The following is a 25,276-nucleotide window of genomic DNA, read 5'->3' on the forward strand; positions in this document are numbered from 1 at the left end:
CCATGTCTGACGCTTTCGCGTCGGCTTACATCTTGTAGTTGAAGCCGACGAAGAAGCGGCGACCGAAGAGGTCGAAGTTGTCCGACGAGGTGTTGCCCAGCCAGGGAGCGGGCTCTTCGTCGAACGCGTTGACGACGCCAGCGCGCATGATCAGGTGCTCCTTGGGCGAGTACTGCACGGTGAAGTCGTGCTGCACGAAGGCCGGGGTGCTGTAGTAGCGCGTCTCGCGGTTGTCCGGATCGACCTTCATGTCGTCGGCGTCATACGGACGGGTGCCGTTGGCCAGCCATTGCGAGGCCTGCCAGTCGGCGTTCCACGAGATGCTCAGCTTGTCGTTCACCAGCCAGGTCACCTTCGACGAGAAGCGCAGGCGGGGCAGGCCCAGACCCGTTTCGTTGTCGATGTGTTCGTTCGGGTTGCTGATGTTGGTGAAGTCGTGCTGCTCGAACAGGTAGTTGCCGCTCAGCTTGTAGTTCAGGCGACCCCAGTCCAGGCCGATGATCTTCTCGACATCGGTGTTGTAGAGATACTGGAAGTCGATGCCGCGGTTGGTATAGGCGGCGTAGTTGATCGAGCCCTGGATGAAGTCGACCAGGCCGTACGCCGGGGTGGTGCCCGACGCCGTGGCGCCGATGCGGGTCACGGTGGCGCAGGCGGCGGCGTTGAGGGTGGAGCCGCTCACGCACTGGTTGGCCGCCGTTTGAGCGGTGACCGACGCGATCACGTCCTTGATGTCGATTTCATAGTAGTCGACGACGAAGGTCGAGTTCGGCCAGAAGCGCGGGGTGACAACCACCGACGCCGTCAGCGAGAACGACTTCTCGGGCTTCAGGAACGGGTTGCCCGCGTTCTTGCCCTGGACGCTGCTGGTATAGATGATGTTGGTGCCCGTGGGGATGCCCAGGGCCTGGCAGTTGGCCGTGCGGTTGGCCTGAACCTTGGCGTCGGTCAGGTTGGTGATCACGCGGGTGTCGCAAGGATCGGTGATCGTCGCGAAGGTCTGCGTGGCCGGACGATAGGTTTCGGCCAGGGTCGGCGCGCGGACGGACTTACCCGACGTGGCGCGGAACATGATGTCCTCGATCGGACGCCACAACATGTTGAAGTTGTACGTGTCGATCTTGCCAACGGTGGTGTATTCCGACCGGCGGAAGGCGCCGCCGACTTCCAGCTTCTTGGCCAGGAAGACGTCCGACAGGATCGGCACGTTCAGCTCGCCGAAGTATTCCTTGGTCTCGTAGGAGACCTTGGCGAAGTCCGGTCCGGTGTTCAGGAACAGGAAGCGGTCGCCGGTCGAGGCCGAGCGGCCGATGGCCTGGGTGGTTTCCTTGCGCCATTCCGCGCCGAGGGCCAGACCGATGCGGCCCGCGCCCCAGAAGTCGAACAGCTCGCCCGAGACATAGCCCAGGGCGTCTTGTTGCTGGTTCTTCTCCTGGACGTTGATCTCGGCCAGGAAGTAGTCCTGAGCGGCCTGCGAGTAGCCGTTCGGGCCAAAGACGCGCGAGGCGACGCAGCCGCTGACTTCCTTGAAGGCGTCGGTGCCGGCGGCGTAGTTGCCGCCGCGGTTCTGGTCGGGAACCGCCACGCCCTGGGCGTTCAGCAGCTTGACGCGGCAGACGACTTCGCCCGGCTTGCCATTGACGACGCCGGCGGCGTCGACGACGGCGTCGACCGAGTTCTTGAAGCGCACCACATCGACGCCGCGCTCGAAGTTCTTGTTTTCCAGCTGGCCGTAGGTGTAGCCCAGCTCGTACGACAGGTTGTGGATGAAGCTGAAGTCGTCACGGCTGCCGCGCAGGCCGACCACGAAGCGCTTCATTTCCTTGTCGTTCTGCTGGGTCCGCGCGGGACCAAACAGGCTGTGGCGGGCGCGAACGTCCGACACGGTGGCGCCGTTGACGGCGACGCCCGTCGTCGTGCTGTAGGAGGTGATCGGCGTGCGGGTGTTGGCCAGGATGGCGTTGCGCACGTTGCTGGGCAGGTAGGCGTTGTCCAGGCCGATGTTGAACGAGCTGGTGCCGAACAGGCCGCCGACGGCGTTGGGGGCCAGTTGCAGGATGCCGATGTCGAAGAACGTCGCCTGGCTGCCGTCGTAGGTCTTTTCCTTGACGTACTTGGCTTCGCCGAACAGCTGGACGTTCTCGGTCAGGTCGAAGTTGATGCCGCTCTGGAAGCGATAGTTTTCCGAACGGGGCAGACGGCTCGACTGGCTGAAGTCGGTGTTCGGGTTCAGGCCGTCGCCGCCGACGTTGCTGACGCGGGTGAAGCCGTTTTCGTCGCGATAGGTGCCGAAGCTCGGCGCACGGGCGGCGCCGGTGCTGTCATAGATGAACGAGTTGAACGGCTCGGGCGAGAAGCAGTTGGCGCTCATCGCGGACGCGGCGCTGCCGGTCGGGCACGACTGGAAGGGGATGTCCGGGTCGTTCGGGTTGGACGACGGACGGGTCTGGGTGGCCAGCACGGTGATGCCGCCGGCCGGGCCGATCGACAGGGTGCGGACGTCGCGCAGCAGGATGTTGTCGAAAACGCCGTCGGGCTGGCTGTTGGAAACGTCGGTGTCCCGGTTCAGCAGGACGAACGCCCGCTTGCGCCAGTCGACGTCGGTATCCAGGACTTCGTCGTTCTTTTCGTATTCGCCCGTCGCATACACGTTCAGGCGGCCGTCGAAGAAGTTCTTGCCGGCCAGGACCGAGAAGCGGCGGTTCAGGTCGCCACCGACCTTGGAGCTCTGGTTGATCTGGGCCAGCGTGCCGTCGACTTCGAGGCCTTCAAAGTCGCGACGCAGCACGAAGTTGACAACGCCCGAGACGGCGTCGGCGCCGTACAGGGCCGAGTTCGCGCCGGTGATGACTTCGACGTTCTGGATCAGCAGGCGCGGAATGGTGTCGACGTCGACCGAGAGACCGCCGCCGGTCGAACCGACATGGCGACGACCGTCGACCAGGGTCAGGGTGCGGGCGGTGCCCAGGTCGCGCAGGTTCAGCAGCGACAGGCCGCCGTCGTTCAGGCCCGAACCGGTGGTGTCTTCCGGCACCAGCGAGCCCGACAGGGCGGGGATGTCGGCGAGCACGTCGATCACGCTGGCTTGACCGGTCGTCACGACGTCGTCGCGCGAAACCTGGATCAGCGGTGTCGGCGAATTGGTCGGGTCGCGGCGGATGCGCGAACCGGTGACCACGACTTCTTCGACGGAGTCGGCGGCGCTGGCCGCGGGGGCCGTCTGGGCCAGGGTCACTGTGGGGGCGAGCAGGGCGAAGCTCCCGAGCATCGTAGTCGCCAGGAGAACCTTGGTTTTCAACGCCATGTTTCCGTTGTCCTCAAAACTAAAGACGCCCCAGCACGCGTGCTGCGCTGGGGCGAGAGGTCCATTCCTCAATTGCAACGTTAAAGGCTTTGGCCGTCACCAAAAGCGAACATGGCTGAATTGTGCCGGGATCATGACGAGTAGTTACAAAAAAGTCACGATTTCGGCGGCTCTGAGACGATACGGGAATAACTTGCCTCATTTGGCCAAGATCGACCGCACCCCTAAGGGGGTAAATGGGGGAAAACCATGCCCCACGCCGAACAGTGATCGACGTAAAGAGTCGCGCCCGGCGCGAAAAATGGGCCGGTTTCGTTAGGTAAACGCCGATGAAATCCGGCCTCGGCGAGCCGCCGGAACGACGCTGGCGCCTCAATCAGGGCGCGCGGCGCCTAACTTTTCGGCGAGTGAAAGCCGCGACGAAGGGCCTCAGGCCGTTTGAGCGGCCAGTTCCTCGAGAACCCGACGAAGGTCGGCCTCGCGGAAAGGCTTTTGCAGCACCAGCGCGCCGCGATGCGACTCCGAGAGGCCCGCTTCGCCATAGCCGCTGGCGAAGGCGAACGGCACGCCGCGAGCCTTCAGGGCGTCGGCCACCGGGAAGATCGGCCGGCCGCCCAGGTTCACGTCCAGCAGGGCCGCGTCGATGTCGGCGCTGCCGGCCAGGCGGAGGGCTTCCTCGATCTCGGCGGCCGGGCCCACGACCGAACACCCCAGATCGCTGAGCATGTCCTCGACCAGCATCGAGACCAGGGCCTCGTCCTCGACAACCAGGACTTTCAGATTGGACAGGCTGGTCATGTTCAAGGCTCCAGGGCTCGCATCGGAAGCCCCATGCGGCAGATGAGGCCGAGGCTATCATAAGTTAGGGCGACATCGCCCGACAGTTCGCCGGCCAGTCCCTTTTCAAGGAGCCTGACACCGAAACCGCGTCGTGTCGGGACGGAAACAGGTGGACCGCCGCGCTCGGTCCAGGTCAGGCGCAGGGTCGGGTCCGGGTCGGCCTCGATCCGCCACTCGACCTCCAGCCGCCCCCCGGGCGCGGACAGGGCTCCGTACTTGGCGGCGTTGGTGGCCAGTTCATGGATCGCCATGCCCATGGCGACCACGGCCTTGGGGCTGAGGCGGACGTCGCGCGGATAGCTGAAGCGCACGCGGTCATCGCCGCCCAGGGCCAGCAGCTCGACGTCGAACACCTCGCGCAGGCTGGCGCTTTCCCAGCTCTCGCGGGTCAGCAGGTCGTGGGTCTGGGACAGGGCCATGATCCGCGACTCGAACGCGTCCTGGAACTGCTCCGGGGTCAGGGCGGTGCGCAGGGTCTGGGCGGCGATCGACTGCACGGCGACCAGGCTGTTCTTCACCCGGTGGTTCAGCTCGTTGACCAGCAGGCGCTGGCGTTCCTCGGCCTGCTTGCGGGCGGTGATGTCCAGCGACACCCCGGCCATCCGGCGCACCGCGCCCTCGCCGGTCCGCGAGGCGCGGCCCCGTGCGTGAACCCAGCGGGTCTCGCCCGAAGGCGTCACGATCCGGTATTCGATGTCATAGTTGGAGCCGTCGCGGATGGCGTCCTCGATCGCCGTGGTCATGCGCGGCCGGTCGGCGGGATGCACGCTGGCGATCAGGTCGTTGAAGCCGAAATCCTCATCGGGCTTCCGGCCATAGTTGGCCTTGCACATGTCCGAGGCTTCATAGCCGCGGGTGGCCACGTCCAGCTCCCAGGATCCCAGCCGTCCGGAATCGAGGGCGAACTTCAGGCGATCCTCGGTGTGCCGGCGTTGGGCCAGCTCGCGCAGGGCCGACTCGTTGGCGCGCAGGGATTCGATCGTCACCGCCACCTGGGCGGCCAGACCCACCAGCAGGGTCTCGGCGCGGGCGCTGAAGCGGCCGGCCTCGGGATGGCCGAAGAACAGTCCCCCCATTACCTCGCCGCCGCGCGTGACCACCGGGGTGGCCAGATAGCTGCGGACGGGCAGGTGGCCGGTGGGCATGCCCGTATGGGGCGGGTTGTGCCCGTAACGCGGATCCTGGGTGATGTCGTCCGACCGCACCGGACCGACGCCGTCGAAGGTGGGGGCGAAGATCGCGGTCTTGCGGGGCATGGGATAGTCGGAGAACGCTTCGGCCGGCGCGCCCGACAGGGTGTAGAGCGTGTAGCACTCGTCGCCCGGGCCGATGACGTTGTAGAAAAACGCTCCGAACGCCGCGCCGGTCAGCTCGCGCGCGCCGTCCACGACCACCTGCACCACGCTTTCGATGTCGATGCTGGCCGCGACGGCCTCGGCGATCCGGCTCAGCGTCTTGGACTTGTTGACCTCATCGGCCAGCTCGGCCTGGATGCGCTCCAGCCGTGCTTCCAGTTCGCTCCCATCGGCGCGAACCTCGGTTCCAGCCAGGTTGCTCAACAAGTCCTCCCGCCCGGCGCCCCTGAGCCGGTAGTCCAAAACGGGCCACCGGCGGTTTGGTTCCCGGGCGCCCTGTCCGGCGCGGATCCCCCTACCGACTCGCGCTTTCGTCCAACCTGCCGCTGATCCGCAGCGCCGTCACCTGGTTCCTTTGCCGCCGCAGGATCTGGAAGCGGTGATGATGGAAGATGAAGGTCTGGCCGGGCTCGGGAATCGTCTGGGCCTCATGGATCACCAGGCCGGCGATGGTCACAGCCTCGCCCTCCGGCAGGTCCCAGTCCATCGCGCGGTTCAGGTCGCGCACGGTGACATGGCCGTCCACATTGACCGAGCCGTCGGCCTGGGGCCGCACGCCCTCGACGCTGGTGTCGTGCTCGTCGTCGATCTCGCCGACGATCTCCTCCAGGATGTCCTCCAGCGTCACCAGGCCCTGCAGGGCGCCGTATTCGTCGACGACCAGGGCGAAGTGGCTCTTGCGCTTGAGGAAGGCGTTCAGCTGGTCCTTCAGGTTGGTGGTGTCGGGAATGAACCACGGCTCGCGCAGGATGGCGGCGATGTCGAGGGCGTCGATGCCGTCCTTCGACTCGGCCAGGGCGCGCAGCAGGTCGCGGGCGTGCAGCACGCCGACGATGTTGTCGGGGTTGTCGCGATACAGGGGAATTCGAGTGTGCTGGGCTTCCAGCGCCTCGGCGACCAGCTCGCGGGCCGACAGGTCGGCGTCGCACATGACCATCGACTTGCGGTGGACCATGATCTCCGAGACGTCCATGTCCGACAGGTCCAGCACCCCGCCCAGCATCCGCCGGTCGCCGCTTTCGACCAGGCCTTCGGAGTGGTGGTACTCGACCGCGCCGCGGATCTCTTCGTGAGCGGCCAGCACGTCGACGGCCATGTCCAGCTTGACGCCGAACAGCCGCAGGGTGCGGCGGACGATCCACTGGATGGCGTAGATGATCGGCCCGAACAGCCGCACCACCAGCAAGGTCGGCCCCGACAGGAACCGCGCCACGTCATCCGAGCGCAGGATCGCCAGGGTCTTGGGCAGCACCTCGGCGAACACCAGCACCAGCACGGTCATCACGGCGGTGGCGACGGCCACGCCCCAGGGGCCGGGAATGGCGGCGGTCAGCACCTGGGTGGTCAGGGCCGAGGCCAGGATGTTGATCAGGTTGTTGCCCAGCAGCACCGCGCCGATCATCGTCTCCTGGTCGGAGAGCAGCTTGTTGACCCGCTTGGCGGGCTTGTCGCCCTCGCGCTCCAGCTGGTGCATCCGCGCCCGGGAGGCGGCGGTCAGCGACGTCTCGGCCGCCGAAAACAGGGCCGAGATCGCCAGCAGGGCGAGGACGATGGGGGCAAGGCCCAGGAGAGCGGCGATCATGGCGGTGTTCTACGCCAGGGTTGCGCTCGGGGTGAAGGCCTGGCCGCCGATCGCCACCACCCGCACGCCGCGCGGGCGGCCGTCGTTGTCGGTCCAGTGGAAGGTTTCGCCGGCGGTCATGCCGATCAGCGCCGCGCCGACGGGGGTCAGCACCGAGATGCGGCCCTCGTCGATGCTGGCGTCGCGCGGCAGGCTCAGGCGCACGCGGCGAGCCTGGCCGCTGGTCAGGTCCTGGTATTCGACGGTGGAGCCGATGCCGACGAAGGGGCGCGGCGCCTGGTCGGGATCGACGATCACCGCGCGGGCCATCTCGCCGGCCAGCACGCGGCTGCCGGCGGCGCGGTCGGCGACCGCCTCGGCCAGGTTGGACAGGATCTCGTGGTCAGCCTCGGTCACATAGACGGTGGGCAGGGCTTGGGTGTGGGTGGTCGTCGTCATGGTAGCTTTCTTGGGGGAATTTGAGCCTCTCCCGGCGCCTTGATCTCAAGGCCGCATGCGGGGGCTCGATGGGACGCGCCGTATGGCGCGAGCGTCGTCGGACGCGGATCTCCTGGGGAAGGCCCCGGCTGTCTCGCCGCCAAGCCGCTTGGGCTTTCGGGGTGCGAAGACAGGTTGCGGGGCTTTTCAACATCGCCCCGCACGCTGTCAGCATCGGGGTCTAGAGGCCTGCGTTCAGGCGTCCAGCGGCGTTCAGTGCGCCTCTGGTGAGGCAGAGATGGGGAGGGGGGAGGCTGGTTTCAAGTGGGGCCGGCTTTCGACCCCAGTCAGACGCCAGATGCCCCCTCTGGGGGGTGTCCGGCCGGAGTCCTGCGTCCTTCGAGGCTCGCCGCCGGCTCGCACCTCAGGATGAGGAAATCTGCACAGAGCACCTCATCCTGAGGCGCCCGCACAGCGGGCCTCGAAGGACGCAAGGCCTGTCCGCCAACCACCCATCCCCGACGTTGGGAGGGCCAGCTTCAAGCCCCTAACCCGCCGCCCCGTCCTCAATCAGAAACGCCCTAAGCGCCGCGCGGTCGACGTCCTTGGCGACGAACGCATCGCCGATGCCACGCGCCAGCACGAAGGTCAGCGTCCCGCCTTCGGCCTTCTTGTCCTGGCCGCAGTGGGCGATCAGGGCGTCGGCCGAGAAGGGCTCTGGCCGCACATCGCTCATGCGGGTGGGCAAACCCGCGGCCTTGATGGCGGCTTCGGCGCGGACGGCGTCCTGGCCGGAGCACAGCCCTTGGCGCGCCGAGAAGCGGAAGGCCTGGGCCATGCCGACCCCAACCGCCTCGCCGTGCTTGAGCGCGTCGCCAAAGCCCATCTCGGCCTCGATGGCGTGGCCGAAGGTGTGGCCCAGGTTCAGCAGGGCGCGGCGGCCGGCTTCCTTCTCGTCCTCGGCGACGATCTCGGCCTTCATCTCGACGCTGCGTCCCACGGCGCGGACCAGGGCGTCGACATCGCGCTCCAGCACGGCGGCGACGTTGGCCTCCAGCCATTCGAAGAAGGCGAAGTCGCCCAGCAGGCCGTACTTGATGATCTCGGCATAGCCGCAGGCCAGCTCGCGCGCGGGCAGGGTGGCCAGCACGTCCAGATCGGCCAGCACCAGGCGCGGCTGGTGGAAGGCGCCGATCAGGTTCTTGCCGCGCGGGGTGTCGATGGCGGTCTTGCCGCCCACCGAGCTGTCGACCTGGGCCAGCAGGGTGGTGGGGATCTGGATGAAGTCGATGCCGCGCTTGTAGATCGACGCCGCGAAGCCGGTCAGGTCGCCGACCACCCCGCCGCCGAACGCGATGATCATGTCGCCGCGCTCCAGCCCCAGGGCCAGCAGGCGGTCGGACAGGTCGGCCAGACCCTCGAAGCTTTTGGTCTCCTCGCCGGGGGGCACCACGATCATGTCGACCGCCACGCCGGCCTTTTCCAGGGCGGCGGAGAGGCGTTCGCCGTGATGCTCGCCGACGATGGAGTCGGTGACGATGGCGGTGCGCTTGCGCTTCAGCAGGGGCGCGATGTGGTCGCCGGCGCGGTCAATCAGCCCCGTGCCGATGACGACGTCGTAGGCGCGATCGGCCAGGCCCACGGCTATGGTGCGGATCATGGGGTAAAGGACTCCTGGTCGACGCGCGCCTGCAGGGCCGCGATCACGGCGTCCACGGCCACGGCGTGTGGCGTATCGCCGGTTTCGACATGCACCTGGGCCTGGGCATAGGCCGGGTAGCGGACCTCGGCCAGATGGGTCAGGACCTCGAACGGGTCCTTGTTCTTCAGCAGCGGCCGGTTGTCCTTGCGGCCCACGCGGCGGGCCAGCAGCTCGATATCGGCCTTCAGCCAAACCGAGATGGCGTGCTGGTTGATCAGGGCGCGGGTCTCTTCGTTGACGAAGGCCCCGCCGCCGGTGGCCAGCACGTGCGGCGGCTCTTCCAGCAGGCGGGCGATCACCCGCCGCTCGCCGTCGCGGAAGGCCTCTTCGCCCAGTTCGGCGAAGATCTCCGGGATCGAGCGGCCGGCCGCGCTCTCGACCTCGTTGTCGGCGTCGCGGAACGGCAGGTCCAGGGCCTGGGCCAGGCGGCGTCCGACGCTGGACTTGCCCACGCCCATCAACCCCACCAGCACGATCGTGCGGTTGCGAAGGGCCTGATACGGAGAAACGGACGGATCGGTCATGATGCGGACGCGGGTTTACACGAGGCTTGGCCCCAGCGCCAAGTTTCGCTGAAACTGGGTTTGGGTCATAACTGGAGCATGATCTCTCGCATGCGTTCTCACCGTCGTCCCGGCCTTCACCAAGGGGCCCTGCTGGCCGCCCTGCTGGTCGCCGCCGCCACGCCGGCCCTGGCCCAGATGCAGGTGCAGTCCCTTGCGCCGCCGGACCTGTTCTCGACGCCCGCCGGCCCCACCGATCTGGGCGGCGACCTGTGGAAGGACACCGCCCCCGGCATCGCTCGCGACGTCCTGCCCCGGCTGGCGGCCAGACCCCTGTCGCCCGCCTTCGCCGACCTGGCGCGCAAGGTGCTGGCCACCGGCGCCAACGGCCCGGTCGGGGTCGGCAACGAGCCCGACATGGGCGCGGCCCGGGCCCTGGGCCTGATCGCCCTGGGCGACGCCGCCGGCGCCGATCTCGTGCTGGACCGCGCGCCCGGCGTGGCGAACAACGCCGCCCTGTCGCTGGCCTCGGCCGAGGCGGCTCTGATCAAGGGCGACGACGACAAGGCCTGCCGGATCGGCGAGGCCCTGACCGTGGATCGCGGCGCCGGCTACTGGCTGCGGCTGCGGGCCTTCTGCCAGGCGCGCGCCGGTCAGGTCGACGCCGCCCAACTGACCCTGTCGCTGGTCCAGCAGCAGGCCCCCCAGCAGCAGGCCCAGAAGGGCGGCGGCGGCGACGCCGACTACGTCCGGCTGATGAGCGCGGTGGCGGCCGGAACCCCGCCGGGCGCCGCCAACCTGCGCAACGGCATCAACTACGCCCTGTCGCGCAAGCTGGGGCTGGACCTCGCCGCCGCCGCCGCGACGGCCTCGCCGGCCGTCAGCAGGATGATCACCCCGCCCGGCCCGCCGCCGCCGCCGGCCGGGCTGGACCTGACCGCCGCTGAGACCTCGGACCTGGCCTTCCTGCGCCAGGCCAAGGGGCTGGTCGCCTTCATCGACGCGGCCAAGGCTTCGGCCGCCTCGATCGCCGCCCTGGCCAGGGCCGACGCGCCGCTGCGCGATCCGGTCCTGTTCGCCCGCGCCGCCCTTGTGGCCGGCGACCTGCCCACCGCCCAGGCGATCCGTTCGCGGCTGGTGCAGGACCAGATCCCCGGCGCCACCGCCACCGACCTGGCCCTGCTGGACGCCATGATCAGCGCCGCCTCGGGCAAGCCCGACGGCCAAGTCCTGGCCCGCCTGATCGATCGCGGCGCCCAGGGGGGAGCCAAGTCTCCGGCCCAGGCCGCCGCCCTGCTGCTGGCGTCGCTGGGCGGCGCGATGGGACCCGACGAGCGCGCCCAGTTCGCGACCTTCGACGTCGGCCGCCCCACCGCCTCGGCCCCGCGCCTGGCCCTGCTGGACGCCGCCGCCGACCGCAAGGGCGAGGCGGCCCTGCTGGCCCTGTCGATCGCCGCCGAGGCCGGCGTGGCCGGACCCTCCGCCGTCGACCGCGCCCGCATCGCCCAAGGCCTGGCCCGGGCCGGTCTCGCGGCCGACGCCCGCGCCGTGGTGGTCGAGGGGCTGCTGGCCCTGACCCTGCCGACCAAATGAGCGCCGCCGGCTGGGTCGACGCCTTTCTGGAAATGATGGCCGTCGAGCGGGCTGCCGCGCGCAACACCCTGACCGCCTATGGCAAGGACCTGGAAGACGCCCGGGGCTTCCTGGCCCGCACAGGCGATGACCTGGCCTCCGCCACGGCCGAGACCATCGAGGCCTATTTCCAGGACCTCAGCGCCCGGGGCCTGTCGCCGGCCACCGCCAACCGCCGGCGCTCTGCCGTGCGGCAGTTCTACCGCTTCGTGCTTGGCGAGGGCTGGCGGACCGACGATCCGTCCCGCCGCGTGGTCGCGCCCAAGGCCGGCCGGCCCCTGCCCAAGGTGCTGTCGCGGGGCGAGGTCGACGCCCTGATCGCGGCGGCGGCCGGTAAGGACGGCGGCCAGGGCCTGCGCCTGGCCTGCATGATCGAGCTGCTCTACGCCTCGGGCCTGCGGATCTCCGAGCTGCTGGCCCTGCCGCTGAACGCCCTGGCCCGCGACCCGGCCTATCTGATGGTCAAGGGCAAGGGTGGCAAGGAGCGGCTGGCCCCCCTGAACGCGCCGGCGCGCACGGCGGTGAAGGCTTATTTGGAGGTAAGGCCGCAATTTCTGCCAAAGGGCCAGAAGGACAGCCCCTGGCTGTTTCCATCGCGCTCGGCGGCCGGTCGCCTGACCGGGCGGCGGGTGTCGCAACTGCTGGAAGACGCCGCCATCGCCGCCGGCATCGACCGCCAGAAGGTCAGCCCCCACGTCCTGCGTCACGCCTTCGCCACCCACCTGCTGGAGGGCGGCGCCGACCTGCGGGTGATCCAGACCCTGCTGGGCCACGCCGATATCGGCACCACCCAGATCTATACCCATGTGGCCGGGGATCACCTGGTTCAGGTGGTCAGGTCGAAGCATCCGCTGGGGCGCAAGAGCCAGGAATAGCGGGGCCAGTCTTGCGCGCGCGGCCGAGCCTCTCTAGGAAGCCCCTGATAAATGTGTGGACTTCGCCCGGAGCGGTCCGCCCCCTTCAAGGACCTTTCCCATGTCGGACGAAACCCGCGACAGCAACGGCACGATCCTCGCCGACGGCGACAACGTGACCCTGATCAAGGATCTCAAGGTCAAGGGCTCGGGCGGCGTCACCCTGAAGCGCGGCACCCTGGTCAAGAACATCCGACTGACCGGCGACACCGACGAGATCGAGGCCAATGTCGAGAAGGTGCGCGGCCTGGTGCTGCGCGTCGAGTTCGTCAAGAAGGCCTAGTCTAGGGGTTTCAAGTCCGGCTCCACCCAGCCGCGCCGGGCCTGCACGCTGAACAGTCGCTCGCGTGACCAGAAGGTCAGGGGCCAGGCCTTGTCGCCCATCGGCGTGGCCAGCAGCCGCGCGGCGGCCTCGCCGTCGCCCATCCCGGCCGGCAGGGTCGCGGCGAAGGCGCGGATGGCCGTGAGGTACGCCTGGGTGATGGTCTCGTGATAGCCGTTGTGGTCGTCGTTCACCCCGCCGACGGCGACGTTGTAGGTCTGGATGATCCCCGGCATGTCGCGCTCCAGCCCCGCGTCGCGGGTGCGGACCAGCCGCAGGGTGGCGGCCAGATGCGCCGCATGGGTCCACCGCGCCTTGGGCAGCGAATGATCCAGCAGACCCTCGGCGAGGGCGGCGACTTCGGCGTCGGTGTAGGGGGCGGTAGAGGGCATGGCCAAGGTTAGCGTGTCGGCGGCGCCAAGCTCAAGACAGGCGGTCTAGAGTTCCTGCTCCAGACGGACGAGTTCCGTCGTGATCGCGGCGTCCAGATCGCCCAGAAAGTCACGGACAGTCGTCCAGACGATCCGCTCTTCGACGCCCTCATACTCATGACGGTAGATGTTTCCGGCCGCCCTTATGCTGCGCCAGTCGATCGTCGGATGGCGCGCGGTCAAGCCTTCGGGCAGGCGGCGGCAAGCTTCGGAAATGATCTCAAGGCAGCGCGTGGCGGCGTAGAACGCGATCCGGTCATGCTCGAAGTCGACGGCCGATCGCTCGCCGACGATCTGACGGGCGAAGGCGATATTGTCCCGGATATGCAGCAGGACCGCCTCGGTCCTAGAAGGCATAGAGCGCTTCCCGCTCGACGGTGGGGCGGATGTGGCGGTTGAGGCCGTTGCGGCTGACCACATCCACGCGCTCGCCGAAGAAATCCTGGATCAGGTCTTTCAAGCGCGCATAGGCCCAGACGCTGATGGCCGCATCGGGAGCGAACTCGACCATCACGTCGATGTCACTGCCGGGGTAAGCCTCGTCGCGAGCCACCGAGCCGAACAGGGCGGCGCGTGTCACGCCCTGCTGACGCAGTTCGGCCTCGTGGCGCTTCAGGATCTGAAGGGCTTGGTCGCGGGTCATGGGCGAAGGCTAGCAGAAATGCGCCCGCCCGTCACAATCGGCCGCGTCTGCCGGGTGCGACAGGTCCTCCCCCTGAAAGGAGAGGACCTGCTGCGCGACCCTGTGGATAACCTCTACTGGTAGCTCTGCAGCGGCCGCACTTCCAGCGCGGCGGCGGGGGCCGTGGCGATGGCTTGAGCCGCCGCCAGAGCGCCAGCGCTGGTGGTGTAGTAGGGCACCTTCATCATCAGGGCCGTGCGGCGGATCTCGAAGCTGTCTTCCAGCGCCTGCTTGCCCTCGGTGGTGTTGAACACCAACTGCACGCCGCCGTTCTTCATCACGTCGACGATGTGCGGGCGGCCTTCCAGCACCTTCTTGACCAGCTCGACCTCGACGCCCTGTTCGGCCAGATAGCCGCGCGTGCCGACGGTGGAGATCACCTTGAAGCCGGCGGCCTGCAGCAGGCGGACTGGCTCGACGATCCAGGGGCGGTCGCTTTCCTTGACCGAGACAAAGGCCGTGCCTTCCAGCGGCAGGGTGACGCCGCCGCCCAGCTGGCTCTTGGCGAAGGCGCGGGCGAAGGCCAGCGACATGTCGGCCTCGCCCTCGCGCTTCCAGTCCAGGCCCATGACCTCGCCGGTCGAACGCATTTCCGGGCCCAGGATGGTGTCGACCCCGGCGAAGCGGGCGAACGGGAAGACCGCTTCCTTGACCGCGATATGGTCGTAGGGCTTGTCGACCAGGCCAAAGCTCTTGAGCGTCTCGCCGGCCATGATCTTGGCGGCGATGGCGGCCACCGGCTGGCCGATGGTCTTGGCCACGAACGGCACGGTGCGCGAGGCGCGGGGGTTCACTTCCAGCACATAGATGCGCGGGTTCTCGGAGTGCGGCTCCTCGATGGCGAACTGCACGTTCATCAGGCCGCGCACATTGAGGGCCAGGGCCATCTTGACGGTCTGGCGCTTCAGTTCCTCGACGGTCTCGGCGCTCAGCGAGAAGGGCGGCATCGAGCAGGCGCTGTCGCCCGAGTGGACGCCGGCTTCCTCGATGTGCTCCAGCACGCCGGCCACGAACACGTCGGTCCCGTCGCACAGGGCGTCGACGTCCACCTCGGTGGCGCGGCTCAGATAGTGGTCCAGCAGGATCGGGTGCTCGATCGAGATGTCGCCGGCGTCGCTGATATAGCGTTCCAGCTGCTCGTGATCGCGGATGATCTCCATGCCCCGGCCACCCAGCACGTAGGACGGACGCATCACGAACGGGAAGCCGATGGTCTCGGCCGCCGCGCGGGCCTCGTCCCAGGTGCGGGCGATGGCGTTTTCGGGCTGGGCGATCTTCAGGCCGTCCAGCAGCTGCTGGAAGCGCTCGCGGTCTTCGGCCAGGTCGATGGCGTCGGGGCTGGTGCCCAGGATCGGCACGCCGGCCTCTTCAAGCGCGTGGGCCAGCTTCAGCGGGGTCTGGCCACCGAACTGGACGATGACGCCGGCCAGGGTCCCGTTGCTCATCTCGACATGCAGCAGCTCCAGCACGTCCTCGGCCGTCAGCGGCTCGAAATACAGGCGGTCGGAGGTGTCGTAGTCGGTCGAGACGGTCTCGGGGTTGCAGTTGACCATGATCGACTCGATGCCGATGGCGTCGAGAGCAAACGCCGCGTGGCAGCAGCAGTAGTCGAACTCGATGCCCTGGCCGATCCGGTTGGGACCGCCGCCCAGGATCACCGCCTTCTTGCGGTTGCTGGGCGCGCTCTCGCACTCGGGAACCTGGCCCAGGGCGCCGGTCTCGTAGGTGGAATACATGTAGGGCGTGGTGGCGGCGAACTCGCCGGCGCAGCTGTCGATGCGCTTGAACACCGGGCGCACGTTCAGATCCTGGCGTGCCTTGCGGACGGCCTTTTCGGTGGAGCCGGCCAGGTGGGCCAGACGGGCGTCGGAGAAGCCCTGCGCCTTCAGGGCGCGGAAGCCTTGCGCGTCGGTCGGCAGACCGCCGGCGCGGATCCAGCCTTCCTGGCGGACCAGCTCGGCGATCTGGCGCAGGAACCAGGGCTCGTAGGAACAGGCGGCGTTGACTTCTTCCACGGTCAGGCCGTGGCGGAAGGCCTGGGCGATGACGCGGATGCGGTCGGGGGTGGGCATGCCCAGGGCGCGGATCACGGCGGCCTTGCCGGCGTCCGGATCATCGGCGCCGTGGATCTCGATCTCGTCGAAGCCGGTCAGGCCGGTTTCCAGACCGCGCAGGGCCTTCTGGACGCTTTCCTTGAAGGTGCGGCCGATGGCCATCACCTCGCCGACCGACTTCATGGCGGTGGTCAGGTGCGGCTCGCTGCCCGGATACTTCTCGAAGGCGAAGCGCGGGATCTTGGTGACGACGTAGTCGATGCTGGGCTCGAACGAGGCCGGGGTCGCGCCGCCGGTGATGTCGTTCTTCAGCTCGTCCAGAGTGTAGCCGACGGCCAGGCGGGCGGCGACCTTGGCGATCGGGAAGCCGGTAGCCTTGGACGCCAGGGCCGAGGAGCGCGACACGCGCGGGTTCATCTCGATCACGACCATGCGGCCGTCAGCGGGATTGAGGGCGAACTGGACGTTGGAGCCGCCGGTCTCGACGCCGATCTCGCGCAGCACGGCGATCGAGGCCGCGCGCATCCACTGATATTCCTTGTCCGTCAGGGTCAGGGCCGGGGCGACGGTGATGGAGTCGCCGGTGTGGACGCCCATCGGGTCGATGTTCTCGATCGAGCAGACGATGATGCAGTTGTCGGCCGTGTCGCGCACGACCTCCATCTCGTACTCTTTCCAGCCGAGCACGCTCTCTTCGATCAGCACCTCGGTGGTGGGCGACAGGTCCAGGCCCCGCAGCACGATCTCCTCGAATTCCTCGAGGTTATAGGCGATGCCGCCGCCGGTGCCGGCCAGGGTGAAGCTGGGGCGGATGATCGCGGGCAGGCCGACGAAGGCCAGGCCTTCGCGGGCCTCGTCCATGTTGTGGGCGGCCTTGGACTTGGGGCTCTCAAGGCCCAGCTTGTCCATGGCGTCGCGGAACTTCTGGCGGTCCTCGGCCTTGTCGATGACCTCGGCCTTGGCCCCGATCATCTCGACGCCGTACTTGGCCAGGGTGCCGTCGGCTTCCAGCGCCAGGGCGGTGTTCAGCGCGGTCTGGCCGCCCATGGTGGGGAGCAGCGCGTCGGGGCGCTCCTTCTCGATGATCTTGGCGACCATCTCCGGGGTGATCGGCTCGATATAGGTCGCGTCGGCCACGTCCGGGTCGGTCATGATCGTGGCGGGGTTGGAGTTCACCAGAATGATCCGGTAGCCCTCGGCGCGCAGCGCCTTGCAGGCCTGGACGCCCGAATAGTCGAACTCGCACGCCTGGCCGATGACGATCGGGCCGGCGCCGATGATCAGGATCGAGGAGAGGTCTGTTCTTTTGGGCATAGGAGAAAACTCGCGCGCAGAGACACGGTCGCGCACATCCGCGCGCCCGCTGCCGACCATCTTGCAGGTTAAGTCGCCCGTTTAGAGACGGAGTCGGATACGCGCAACCCCGGAAGCGAGACGCCTAGTTTTCCCGTATGAAGAGGCTTGATATGCGTGTAACAAATAGATGCAACGTCTGATTTAGTGAATAATTCAGAAAAAAGTTTTCCAGCGTCGCCAGGCCTGCGGCCAAAGTCGGAAGTGAAAAATGAGTTATACTGCTGACCAACTTATTCAGGCCTATACGAAAGTTCTTGACGGCGTGGCTCCGACCCCGGCGACGGTGGCCAATTTTCAAGTCCAGGCGTGGCTTAGCGCCAACGGCCAACTGAGCGACGCCCAGCTTCTGAGCAATATTGTCAACGGCGCCGACAGCACCACGGCCGTCGCCGTGCTGGCCTATCAGTTCTTCACGGGTAAGAGCCCGACCAAGGCCGGTATCGACTTTCTGGTCAACTCCGCGACCAACACGACCGACCTGAACGACGCCTACTACGCCAAGTTCAATATCGAGAACCGATACATCAATTTCGCCGCCAACCTGGGCGTCCATGGCGAGGGCGCGCTCGCCTTCGCGACCAAGTACGGGGCGATGAGCTACGCCGCCTATGTCGCGTCGATCTACGAGACGATCATCGGCGGCTCGTACGCCGCGGCCGCCGGCGTGGACGCCGCCAAGGCCATCGCCGATATCGTCGCCCGCAAGGACTCGATCGCGGCCAGCGCGGGCGTTGTCTCCGCCAACATGACCGCCGCCCAGATCGACCTCGCCGTGAAGGCCGCCACGGCGGGCTATCTGATGGGCGAGGCGATCAAGTCCGATATCGGCATCTACGCCGCCGCCAGCAACAACTTCATGATCGCCCTGGCCACCGGCTCGCCGATCTACAATGTCGACATCACCGTGGCCTACAAGCCCTCCATCGAAGGCGGCGCGCACGGCACGGGAAAGGCCGTGGACCGGGATATCACTCTGCCGGGGCCTGTCGACACGACCCCGGCCGCGCTCTCCGCGACCCTCACCGCCGCGAACGACGCCATAGCGGGAGGCGCGGCTGACGACACCTTCAGCGCCACGAACCTGACCTTCAACGCCGGCGACGTGATTGACGGCGCCGGCGGCGCCGACAGCCTGACGGTCACCGCGGCCACCGGCGGAACCTATACGGTCGCGGCGGCGACCGTCCGCAACATCGCGACCGCCACGGTCACCAACGACGCCGGCCTGGTCCTGAACGCCTCGACCTGGACGGGCCTGACCAAGCTGAACGTCACCAGCGCCGGGTCCACCACCGTGACCGCGCCGACCTCGACCAACGCCGTGATCACCACCTCGGCTCTCGCGGCCAACACCCTGACCGTGAACGGCGGCGCGGCCCTGACGCTGACGGCGTCCGGCGTCACCACCGGCGGCGTCACCATCGGCGGCGTGACCGCCCCGACCGGCGTCGTGACCCTCGACATCGCGTCCAGCCACGCCGGCGCCATGGGCGCCGTCCAGGTGAACGGGGGCTCCAAGGTCACCGTCACCCAGACCGCCAGCAACGCCAACAACACCACCCACACCAACGCCGCCGTGACGGTCAACGGCGGGGCCGCGACCACCTCGGTCACGGTCAGCGCGCCCAAGGCCGCCACCGCCGGGCCCAGCGCGGCCGGCATCGTCGCCTCGAGCGTGAGCGTCGTCGATGTGAACGGCGGGTTCGGGTCGACCACCGTCGGGAAGATCACCACGATCAGCGTGGACGGCTACACGACGTTGAACGCCACGGATAACGCGCTGAGCACGCTGAGCCTCGCCCACGGCTCCAGCAACATGATCATCGACAACAGCAGCAGCCTGGCGGGCGGACTGAAGACCACCACGCTGAACCTGACGGCCAACGGTCTGACCGGCGGCACGCTGGATGACGCCGACGTCTACACCACCCTGAACATCACCACCGGGGCCGAGGCCTCGACCCTGAACAACATCACCTTTGGCGCGGCCACCGCCCTGACCCTGGCGGGCGCATCCAGGCTGACCCTGACCAACGCGACCGGTATGGCCAACCTGAAGACGGTCAGCGTCAGCGGCGCGGCCGGCCTGTCCGCCGACCTCTCCGGGGCCACGGTCATCTCGGTCGACGCTTCGGCCAGCTCCGGCGCCAATACCGTGACGATCAACGGCAACAAGGCTTCGTTTTCCGGCGGCTCGGGGGTCGACACCGTCACCCTGTCGGCGACCGCGATCGACAAGGTCATCACCCTGGGCGGCGGCGACGACGTCGTCAGTATCGTCGGCGCGACCCTGGGTACGGGCTCGATCGACGCGGGAGGCGGCTCGGCCGACGTCCTGAAGATGAGCGCCGTTTCCGCCGCAACGGCGTCTGGATCGGGGACCTTCGCCACCAAGGTCACCGGCTTCGAGCAACTGGTCCTGACCGGGGCCACCAACCAGACGATCGACGTGGCGGTGATCGGCAACTACGGCCACGTTTCCACCAGCGGCGGCAACGGCTTGACGCTGAGCAACATGGCGTCGGGCGGGACCCTGGTCCTGAGCGGCGCCGGCACCGCCTATACGATCAGCAACAGCGCCTTCACCGGCGGCGTCAACGACGTCGTGAACCTGCAGCTCACCGACGGCTCGACCGCCGGCGTGTCCTTCGCGTCGACCGGGATCACGGCGGCCAACGTCGAGACCTTCAGTATCACTACCGTCGATAGCCAGGCCACGCCCTCCGGCGCCTTCAAAGACTTCGTAACCCTGCTGGGGAACAGCGCCCAAACCGTCACCGTCAGCGGCAACGCCGGCCTGAACCTGACGGCCGCCAGTACGGCCCTGACCACCATCGACGCCAGCGGGATCACCCTGGGCGGCTTCAGCTTCACCTCGGGGGCCCTCGCGGCGGCCGCGGCGATCAAGGGTTCGGCCACGGGAGCCAACACGATCACCTTCAGCCTGGCGACCGGCGGCGCGGTGACCTACACCGGCGGTTCGGGCGCCGACACCGTCGTCGGGTCGAACGGCCTGAACAACATCGTCAGCCTGGGGAATGGCGCCAACAGCTACACCGCCACGACCGGCAACCATCAGGTCACGGGCGGCGCGGGCGTCGACGCGATCAGCGTCGGCGGCGGTGCGAATACGATCGATGTCGGTTCGGGCGCTGACAGCGTCATCTTCACCGCCGCGACCGCCAGCGGCGCCAGCTTCACGGCGATCACGGGAATGTCCGTGGGGACCGCCGATACGATCACCTTCACCGGCCAGGCGCCGACGGCGGGCGCGCTCGGCGCGGCGGTCGTGGCGGGTGGGACCCTGGCCGCCTCGCTTGACGCCGCCGCCGCCAGCGCCGCCGGCTCGGGAACGCCGGTCGTCACATGGTTCGTGTTCGGCGGCGACACCTATGTCGTGCTCGATCACAGCGACAACACCACCTTCACGGCGGGCGTGGACTATGCGGTCAAGCTGGCTGGAACGCTGAACCTGACGACTTCGACGGTCGCCGGTGCGGTTCTGACGCTTTAACGGTCGGAGGTTGTTCCCGCCCTCCTCCGGCGACGGCGGAGGGCGTGTCCCTGGAAGGGCGGCGCGGCCTTGGCCGGCCGCCCTTTTTCCTGTCTCGGGCGCCGTGGAGCCGGCGGCCACCGTCGCCGACCGCGCGACTTGGACGGCTGATCCTACGGGCGGAGCGCCGAGGTGGAGATCGTCGGCGCGGCCACGACCGCGGGCGCGGCCTCGGGGCTCGCCGGTTCGGTCCAGGCGATCTCCATCTCGGCCCTCCGCCGACCCAGATCGAACAGGGCCTGGCGATTGCTCGCCTTGAAGTCCAGGCCCGAGGTGTCGACCTCGGCGTCGTCGGGGATGGCGGCGAACAGCAGCGAGCCGCCGTTGCGCCGGGCGAACGCGGCGCTGGCGGTCAGATGGGTGCGCATCAGCGACTTGCTCATCGTGCCCCAGGAGCGGCTGATGATCGACAGGGTGCCGCCGGGGGTGAAGGAAAAGCCGCCGCCGATCTTGCCGTTGACGATCACCCGGATATTGCCCGGACGGGCGATGCCATGGTCCGGCGAGGTCCACAGCAGCAGGGCTTCGGGGGCGACGAAGAACGGAATGGTCACGCCGCCGTCGACATGCATTTCCGATAGCTTGCGGCCCTTGCCATCGACCTCGATCAGGGTCGGCGGAAAGACGCCGGGGATGCTGGCCGAGGCGACCAGCACGTCCTGGAACAGCTTCAGCGCCGCTTCGTCGCCGCGCGAGGCGATGGCGCCCATGTCCCAGATCACCGTCTGTTCGGTGTCGAGATTGGTGGTGGCGATCAGCAGCCGTCGCCCCTTGGCCTGCTCGACGGAGACGGCGTACAGCAGGGGCGGATCGACATATTTCTCCACCAGGCCGCGCAGGGCCTCGGTGTTGTAGAAGCCGGGGCGGAAGAAGATGTCCAGGCCCCGACGCTTGAGGATCTTGCCGGCCGCCGCGCTCGTGTAGGCCTGGGTCAGGCGCTGGTCCCAGTCGGGGCCGAGAAAGGCGAACGGAGCGGTGAGGGCGCCGGTGCTGACCCCTGTGACAATGTCGAACTCGGGGCGGTTGCCGGCTTTCGTCCAGCCCACCAGCGTGCCGGCGCCGTAGGCGCCATTGGCGCCGCCGCCCGAAATGGCCAGGACGTCGAAGCCCTTCTGGTCGTTGAACCGGGTGCGGGCGGCTTCGGCGAAGCGCACGCCGGCGGCGGCGTCGCTGGCGTTGAAGCGAACCTCGCTCATGCCCTGCGGCGCGACGCCGGTGATCTCCTTGGCGGTAAAGGCGTTGCGGGGGAGAGAGCCGCAGGCCGCCAGGGTCAGGCTGGCCAGCAGGACGATCAGGATCCGGGCCGCGCGCATGCCGTTCTAACCCAGTCTGGAGGAGCCGGTGGAAACTAGAACGCAAAGTCTCAAACGCAAATAGGCCGGCGCAAGCGCCGGCCTATAGGAAGCTTTCGAAGGGCCCGGCGGGCCGGGCCTTCTGACTGGATTAAGCTTGCAGCTGGCCAGCGGACATCTTGCCGCTGCGCTTGTCTTGTTCCAGTTCGTACGTGATCTTTTGACCTTCGTTCAGCGTACGCATGCCGGCGCGTTCAACGGCCGAGATGTGAACGAAAACGTCGTTGCCGCCGTCGTCCGGCTGGATGAAGCCGAAGCCCTTGGTGCCGTTGAACCACTTAACGGTGCCGGTAGCCATGGTATGATAGTCCTTTGGATAGTAGTCGCCGCCGGAAGCGTTCCGAACAGCGATCAAATTTCGTTGGGGATCGGTAGGCGCGTCCGGCGCTTCCTCGAAGGAAGCATGGAATAGCAGGCCGAACGGCAGCGAATTCGATAATTCCATGATGGCTCTAGACGGGCTCGCCAGCAAGGAAAATCTTGAATTCTGCTTTTTCGGGCCGGGCGACAACCGGGGGCTGATCTTGGTGTCGCGCGCGAAAACGTCGCTCAGGGAGCCGCTTTTCGCCGTCGCGCCGGCGGGCGCGAAACGCCTTGCGGTCGCCTTTATTGCGAGTCATTCTCAACAGTATCCCCGACTCTGGAGGCGAAGATGGTGTTGCGAGCGACCGGCGTGAACTGGCTGACGCTGATGATGCGGGCCGAGCGGGCGAGGGCGCCAGACCGGGGCGCCGACAGCGCCTGGCTGTTGCATGGCCCCAGCGATCCCGATGCGGTGGAGCGCGACGAGGAGCCGCCCGCAACCCTGCTGGCCGCCGAATAGGGCGCTGGAAGCTAGGCCAGCGCCTTGCGGGCCGCTTCCCAGTACTGCGCCCCGGTGATCAGGGTGATGATCGCCGCCAGCCACAGCAGGCCGTGGATGGCCAGGGTGGCGGGACCCACGACGTCGGGCGTGTCGGGCAGGCCGAACGCCGCCCACGAGGCCAGCACCATCTCGGCGCCGATGGCCACCAGCTGCAGGGTGGTCTTCCACTTGGCCAGCAGGGTGACGGGCAGTTTGACGCCCTTGCCGGCGCCGACCTCGCGCAGGGCGCTGACGGCGAATTCGCGGAACAGGATCAGGCCGGCCGGCAGCACCACCATCGGGTTGGGACCCAGGGCCATCAGGCCCAGAAGCGCGCCGCAGACCAGGATCTTGTCGCCGATCGGATCGAGGATCGCGCCCCACACCGTGACCGCGTCCAGCTTGCGGGCCAGCCAGCCGTCGAAGAAGTCGGTGATCGCGGCGATCACGAAAGCCCAGAACGCCCAGCGCTCCAGCCGCAGCTGATCCTCGCCGGTCAGTTGCTCGCTCAGCCACGGCACGGCCCCGGCGGCGGCGGCCAGGGCCACGAACATGAACAGGGCCACGACGAGGCGCGAGGCGGTCAGGATGTTGGGCAGATTCTTCATGATGGAATTCTAACGCGGGAAGCGGCCCGAGGGCTATGTCATCGTGGCGCTTAAACCGTAACGCGCATTTTTCGCCACGCGGGACTCGCCGACGTTGGCTATACAGGCCGAAGGGATCAGGCCCGGGGGCGGCGTTTTGCGAGGTCTCGATCGCATGGAACTGCTGGATCGTGTCGGACGACAGGCGCGGGGAAGCGTCAATTCGGTTCGCGTCCGGCTGGTTCTCCTGACGATCAGCCTGCTGGTTCCCGCCCTGCTGAGCATGGGCTTCCTGCTGGCCGGCGCCGATCGCCAGAGCCGCGCCCAGACCTATCAACAGATGCTGACCACGGCGCGGGCCCTGTCTGGCACCGTGGACCAGCAGACCGCCGTCGGCATCGCGGTGGTCGAGACCCTGGCCAGCGACCAGGCTCTGCAGTCCGGAGACCTGAAGGAGTTTGACACCCGCGCCCGCCGGGTGACCGCCCAGCGCGCGGGCTGGGTGGTGGTCACCGATGTCGCCGGCCAGCAGGTCGTCAACACCCTGCGTCCCTACGGCTCGCCGTTGCCCATCGTGCAAAGGCCCCAACAGCTGACCCGCGCCCTGATGGTTGGCGAGAGCCGTGTGTCGGACCTGAGGGTCGGGCGGGTGGCCAAGAAGCCGGTGATCACCGTCGGCGCCCGGGTCGACATCAAGGGCCAGCCGCACCTGCTGGCCTATGTGGTCGAGGCCGCCTCCTTCACCTCGGTCTTTCGCCAGCAACGGGTTCCCGACCACTGGATCGCCACCCTGCTGGACAACGATCTGAAGGTCATCGCCCGGTCGTCCGACAATGCGATCTGGACCGGCCATGCGGCCACGCCCGACATGGCCAAGAACCTCAGGCAGGCCCGCGAAGGCGTCGGCAAGAGCACGTCGCTGAACGGCGTGCCGACCATGGTGGCCTATACCCGATCGCCCCAGACCGGCTGGACGCTGATGGTGGCGGTTCCGCGCGCGCAGTTGAACCGCACGGCGATCTGGTCGGTCGTCGTGGCGACGAGCGTCTTCGGGGTGCTGCTGGCGTTCGGCGTCGGCATGGCGCTGTTCGTCTCTGGCGGCATCAACCGCCAGGTGGGCGGGCTGGTCGCCGCCGCGCGGGCGATCGGCGAGGGCCAGGCGGTGCTTGAACCGGTCGGCCGAAGCCTGGAGGAGGTGGCCGACATCCACGCGGCCCTGGCCGCCGCCTCGCGGGAACTGAAGGCCCGGGAAGAGCGCCAGGCGGTGATGATCAACGAGCTGAACCATCGTGTGAAGAACACCCTGGCCACGGTTCAGGCCCTGGCCCGCCAGACCTTCGGCAAGCTGGAGGGCGCGCCGGTCGAGGCCTTCACCGAGCGCCTGATCGCCCTGTCGGGGGCCCACGACCTGCTGACCCGCACGGGCTGGCGCCAGGCCGATCTGGGCGAGCTGATGCAGGTCTGCACCCAGGCCCATGGCGATCGGGTCGAGCGCGAGGGGCCCCCTGTGCCGCTCAATCCCCACACGGCCGTGGCGCTGTCGATGGTGTTCCACGAACTGGCCACCAACAGCGCCAAGTACGGCGCCCTGTCGGCGCCGGCGGGCAAGGTGCGCATCGACTGGCGAATGGACCCGGACGAGGCCCTGGTCATCACCTGGATCGAGACCGGCGGACCGCCGGTGACGCCGCCCAGCAAGCCGGGCTTCGGCACCCGCCTGATCGACAGCTCGATCCGGCGCGAACTGAAGGGCGAGCCGCTGTTCGAGTTCCGGGCCGAGGGGCTGGTGTTCCGGGCCACCCTGCCGCTGTCGGCCTCGGTGCGCTGGTCCAACCCGTTCTGAGGG

The 25,276-nt window shown here is 67.9% G+C and carries 20 protein-coding genes; 6 read left to right on the forward strand and 14 right to left on the reverse strand.

Translation table 11 applies throughout. The features are described 5' to 3' along the window. Positions 1-25 precede the first annotated feature (25 nt). The 7 genes from ACQY9P_RS11495 to ACQY9P_RS11525 all read right to left on the reverse strand — a co-directional run bounded on the left by ACQY9P_RS11495 (position 26) and on the right by ACQY9P_RS11525 (position 9,724). Positions 26-3,304, reverse strand: a complete 3,279-nt coding sequence (locus ACQY9P_RS11495; RefSeq protein ID WP_428150053.1) for a TonB-dependent receptor domain-containing protein — start codon at positions 3,302-3,304, stop codon at positions 26-28. Positions 3,305-3,733: 429 nt separating this feature from the next. Beyond that, a complete protein-coding gene (locus ACQY9P_RS11500; protein WP_421739127.1) occupies positions 3,734-4,102 on the reverse strand; it encodes a response regulator in 369 nt (122 codons plus the stop codon). A gap of 2 nt (positions 4,103-4,104) precedes the next feature. Continuing rightward, positions 4,105-5,703: a sensor histidine kinase gene (locus ACQY9P_RS11505; protein WP_421739126.1), complete on the reverse strand. Its 1,599-nt coding sequence runs from the start codon at positions 5,701-5,703 to the stop codon at positions 4,105-4,107. 91 nt (positions 5,704-5,794) lie between these two features. Next, positions 5,795-7,081 (reverse strand): HlyC/CorC family transporter, encoded by a 1,287-nt coding sequence (locus ACQY9P_RS11510; protein WP_421739125.1) that lies wholly within the window; start codon positions 7,079-7,081, stop codon positions 5,795-5,797. Positions 7,082-7,090: 9 nt separating this feature from the next. Next, entirely contained in the window at positions 7,091-7,519 is a 429-nt protein-coding gene (locus tag ACQY9P_RS11515) for a GreA/GreB family elongation factor (protein ID WP_421739124.1), read from the reverse strand. Between the two features lie 526 nt (positions 7,520-8,045). Further along, complete coding sequence (gene aroB, locus ACQY9P_RS11520) at positions 8,046-9,158, reverse strand: 3-dehydroquinate synthase (RefSeq protein ID WP_421739123.1); 1,113 nt, start codon at positions 9,156-9,158, stop codon at positions 8,046-8,048. Beyond that, positions 9,155-9,724, reverse strand: a complete 570-nt coding sequence (locus ACQY9P_RS11525; RefSeq protein ID WP_421739122.1) for a shikimate kinase — start codon at positions 9,722-9,724, stop codon at positions 9,155-9,157. The genes aroB and ACQY9P_RS11525 overlap by 4 nt, the downstream gene beginning before the upstream one ends. A 90-nt stretch (positions 9,725-9,814) precedes the next feature. Between ACQY9P_RS11525 and ACQY9P_RS11530 the strand changes: the two genes are divergently transcribed. The 3 genes from ACQY9P_RS11530 (at position 9,815) to ACQY9P_RS11540 (ending at position 12,532) form a co-directional block, all read left to right on the forward strand. Then, positions 9,815-11,296 carry a hypothetical protein gene (locus ACQY9P_RS11530; protein WP_421739121.1) on the forward strand — a complete coding sequence of 494 codons (1,482 nt, stop codon included), beginning with the start codon at positions 9,815-9,817 and terminating at the stop codon, positions 11,294-11,296. Continuing rightward, entirely contained in the window at positions 11,293-12,210 is a 918-nt protein-coding gene (locus ACQY9P_RS11535; protein WP_421739120.1) for a site-specific tyrosine recombinase XerD, read from the forward strand. The genes ACQY9P_RS11530 and ACQY9P_RS11535 overlap by 4 nt, the downstream gene beginning before the upstream one ends. 100 nt (positions 12,211-12,310) lie before the next feature. Further along, entirely contained in the window at positions 12,311-12,532 is a 222-nt protein-coding gene (locus ACQY9P_RS11540) for an alkylphosphonate utilization protein (RefSeq protein ID WP_056440777.1), read from the forward strand. Here the strand turns inward: ACQY9P_RS11540 and ACQY9P_RS11545 are convergent. From ACQY9P_RS11545 to carB, 4 genes are all read right to left on the reverse strand, one after another. Next, complete coding sequence (locus ACQY9P_RS11545; RefSeq protein WP_421739119.1) at positions 12,529-12,963, reverse strand: hypothetical protein; 435 nt, start codon at positions 12,961-12,963, stop codon at positions 12,529-12,531. The genes ACQY9P_RS11540 and ACQY9P_RS11545 overlap by 4 nt on opposite strands. 45 nt (positions 12,964-13,008) lie before the next feature. Then, positions 13,009-13,359 carry a DUF86 domain-containing protein gene (locus ACQY9P_RS11550; protein ID WP_421739118.1) on the reverse strand — a complete coding sequence of 117 codons (351 nt, stop codon included), beginning with the start codon at positions 13,357-13,359 and terminating at the stop codon, positions 13,009-13,011. After that, a complete protein-coding gene (locus ACQY9P_RS11555; protein ID WP_421739117.1) occupies positions 13,349-13,645 on the reverse strand; it encodes a nucleotidyltransferase family protein in 297 nt (98 codons plus the stop codon). The genes ACQY9P_RS11550 and ACQY9P_RS11555 overlap by 11 nt, the downstream gene beginning before the upstream one ends. A gap of 113 nt (positions 13,646-13,758) precedes the next feature. After that, complete coding sequence (gene carB, locus ACQY9P_RS11560) at positions 13,759-17,052, reverse strand: carbamoyl-phosphate synthase large subunit (RefSeq protein WP_421739116.1); 3,294 nt, start codon at positions 17,050-17,052, stop codon at positions 13,759-13,761. Positions 17,053-17,302: 250 nt separating this feature from the next. Between carB and ACQY9P_RS11565 the strand changes: the two genes are divergently transcribed. Continuing rightward, positions 17,303-20,608: a hypothetical protein gene (locus ACQY9P_RS11565; protein WP_421739115.1), complete on the forward strand. Its 3,306-nt coding sequence runs from the start codon at positions 17,303-17,305 to the stop codon at positions 20,606-20,608. A gap of 152 nt (positions 20,609-20,760) precedes the next feature. Here ACQY9P_RS11565 and ACQY9P_RS11570 read toward each other — a convergent pair whose 3' ends face one another. Together ACQY9P_RS11570 and ACQY9P_RS11575 are read right to left on the reverse strand one after the other, a co-directional pair. Beyond that, positions 20,761-21,960, reverse strand: coding sequence for a patatin-like phospholipase family protein (locus ACQY9P_RS11570; protein ID WP_421739114.1), 1,200 nt, complete (start codon positions 21,958-21,960; stop codon positions 20,761-20,763). A 130-nt stretch (positions 21,961-22,090) separates the two neighbouring features. Next, positions 22,091-22,297 carry a cold-shock protein gene (locus ACQY9P_RS11575; RefSeq protein WP_421740112.1) on the reverse strand — a complete coding sequence of 69 codons (207 nt, stop codon included), beginning with the start codon at positions 22,295-22,297 and terminating at the stop codon, positions 22,091-22,093. A 354-nt stretch (positions 22,298-22,651) separates the two neighbouring features. Between ACQY9P_RS11575 and ACQY9P_RS11580 the strand changes: the two genes are divergently transcribed. Beyond that, the gene (locus ACQY9P_RS11580; RefSeq protein ID WP_421739113.1) at positions 22,652-22,822 is read left to right on the forward strand and encodes a hypothetical protein; all 171 of its coding nucleotides are present in this window, start codon (positions 22,652-22,654) and stop codon (positions 22,820-22,822) included. Between the two features lie 11 nt (positions 22,823-22,833). Here the strand turns inward: ACQY9P_RS11580 and pgsA are convergent, their stop codons facing one another. After that, the gene (gene pgsA / locus ACQY9P_RS11585; protein WP_421739112.1) at positions 22,834-23,451 is read right to left on the reverse strand and encodes a CDP-diacylglycerol--glycerol-3-phosphate 3-phosphatidyltransferase; all 618 of its coding nucleotides are present in this window, start codon (positions 23,449-23,451) and stop codon (positions 22,834-22,836) included. 154 nt (positions 23,452-23,605) lie between these two features. On the opposite strand from pgsA, the gene ACQY9P_RS11590 reads away from it, so the two are divergent. After that, positions 23,606-25,273: a sensor histidine kinase gene (locus tag ACQY9P_RS11590; protein ID WP_421739111.1), complete on the forward strand. Its 1,668-nt coding sequence runs from the start codon at positions 23,606-23,608 to the stop codon at positions 25,271-25,273. The last annotated feature ends 3 nt before the right edge of the window (positions 25,274-25,276 follow it).

The organism is Caulobacter sp. (assembly GCF_965279145.1).
GTDB lineage: Bacteria > Pseudomonadota > Alphaproteobacteria > Caulobacterales > Caulobacteraceae > Caulobacter.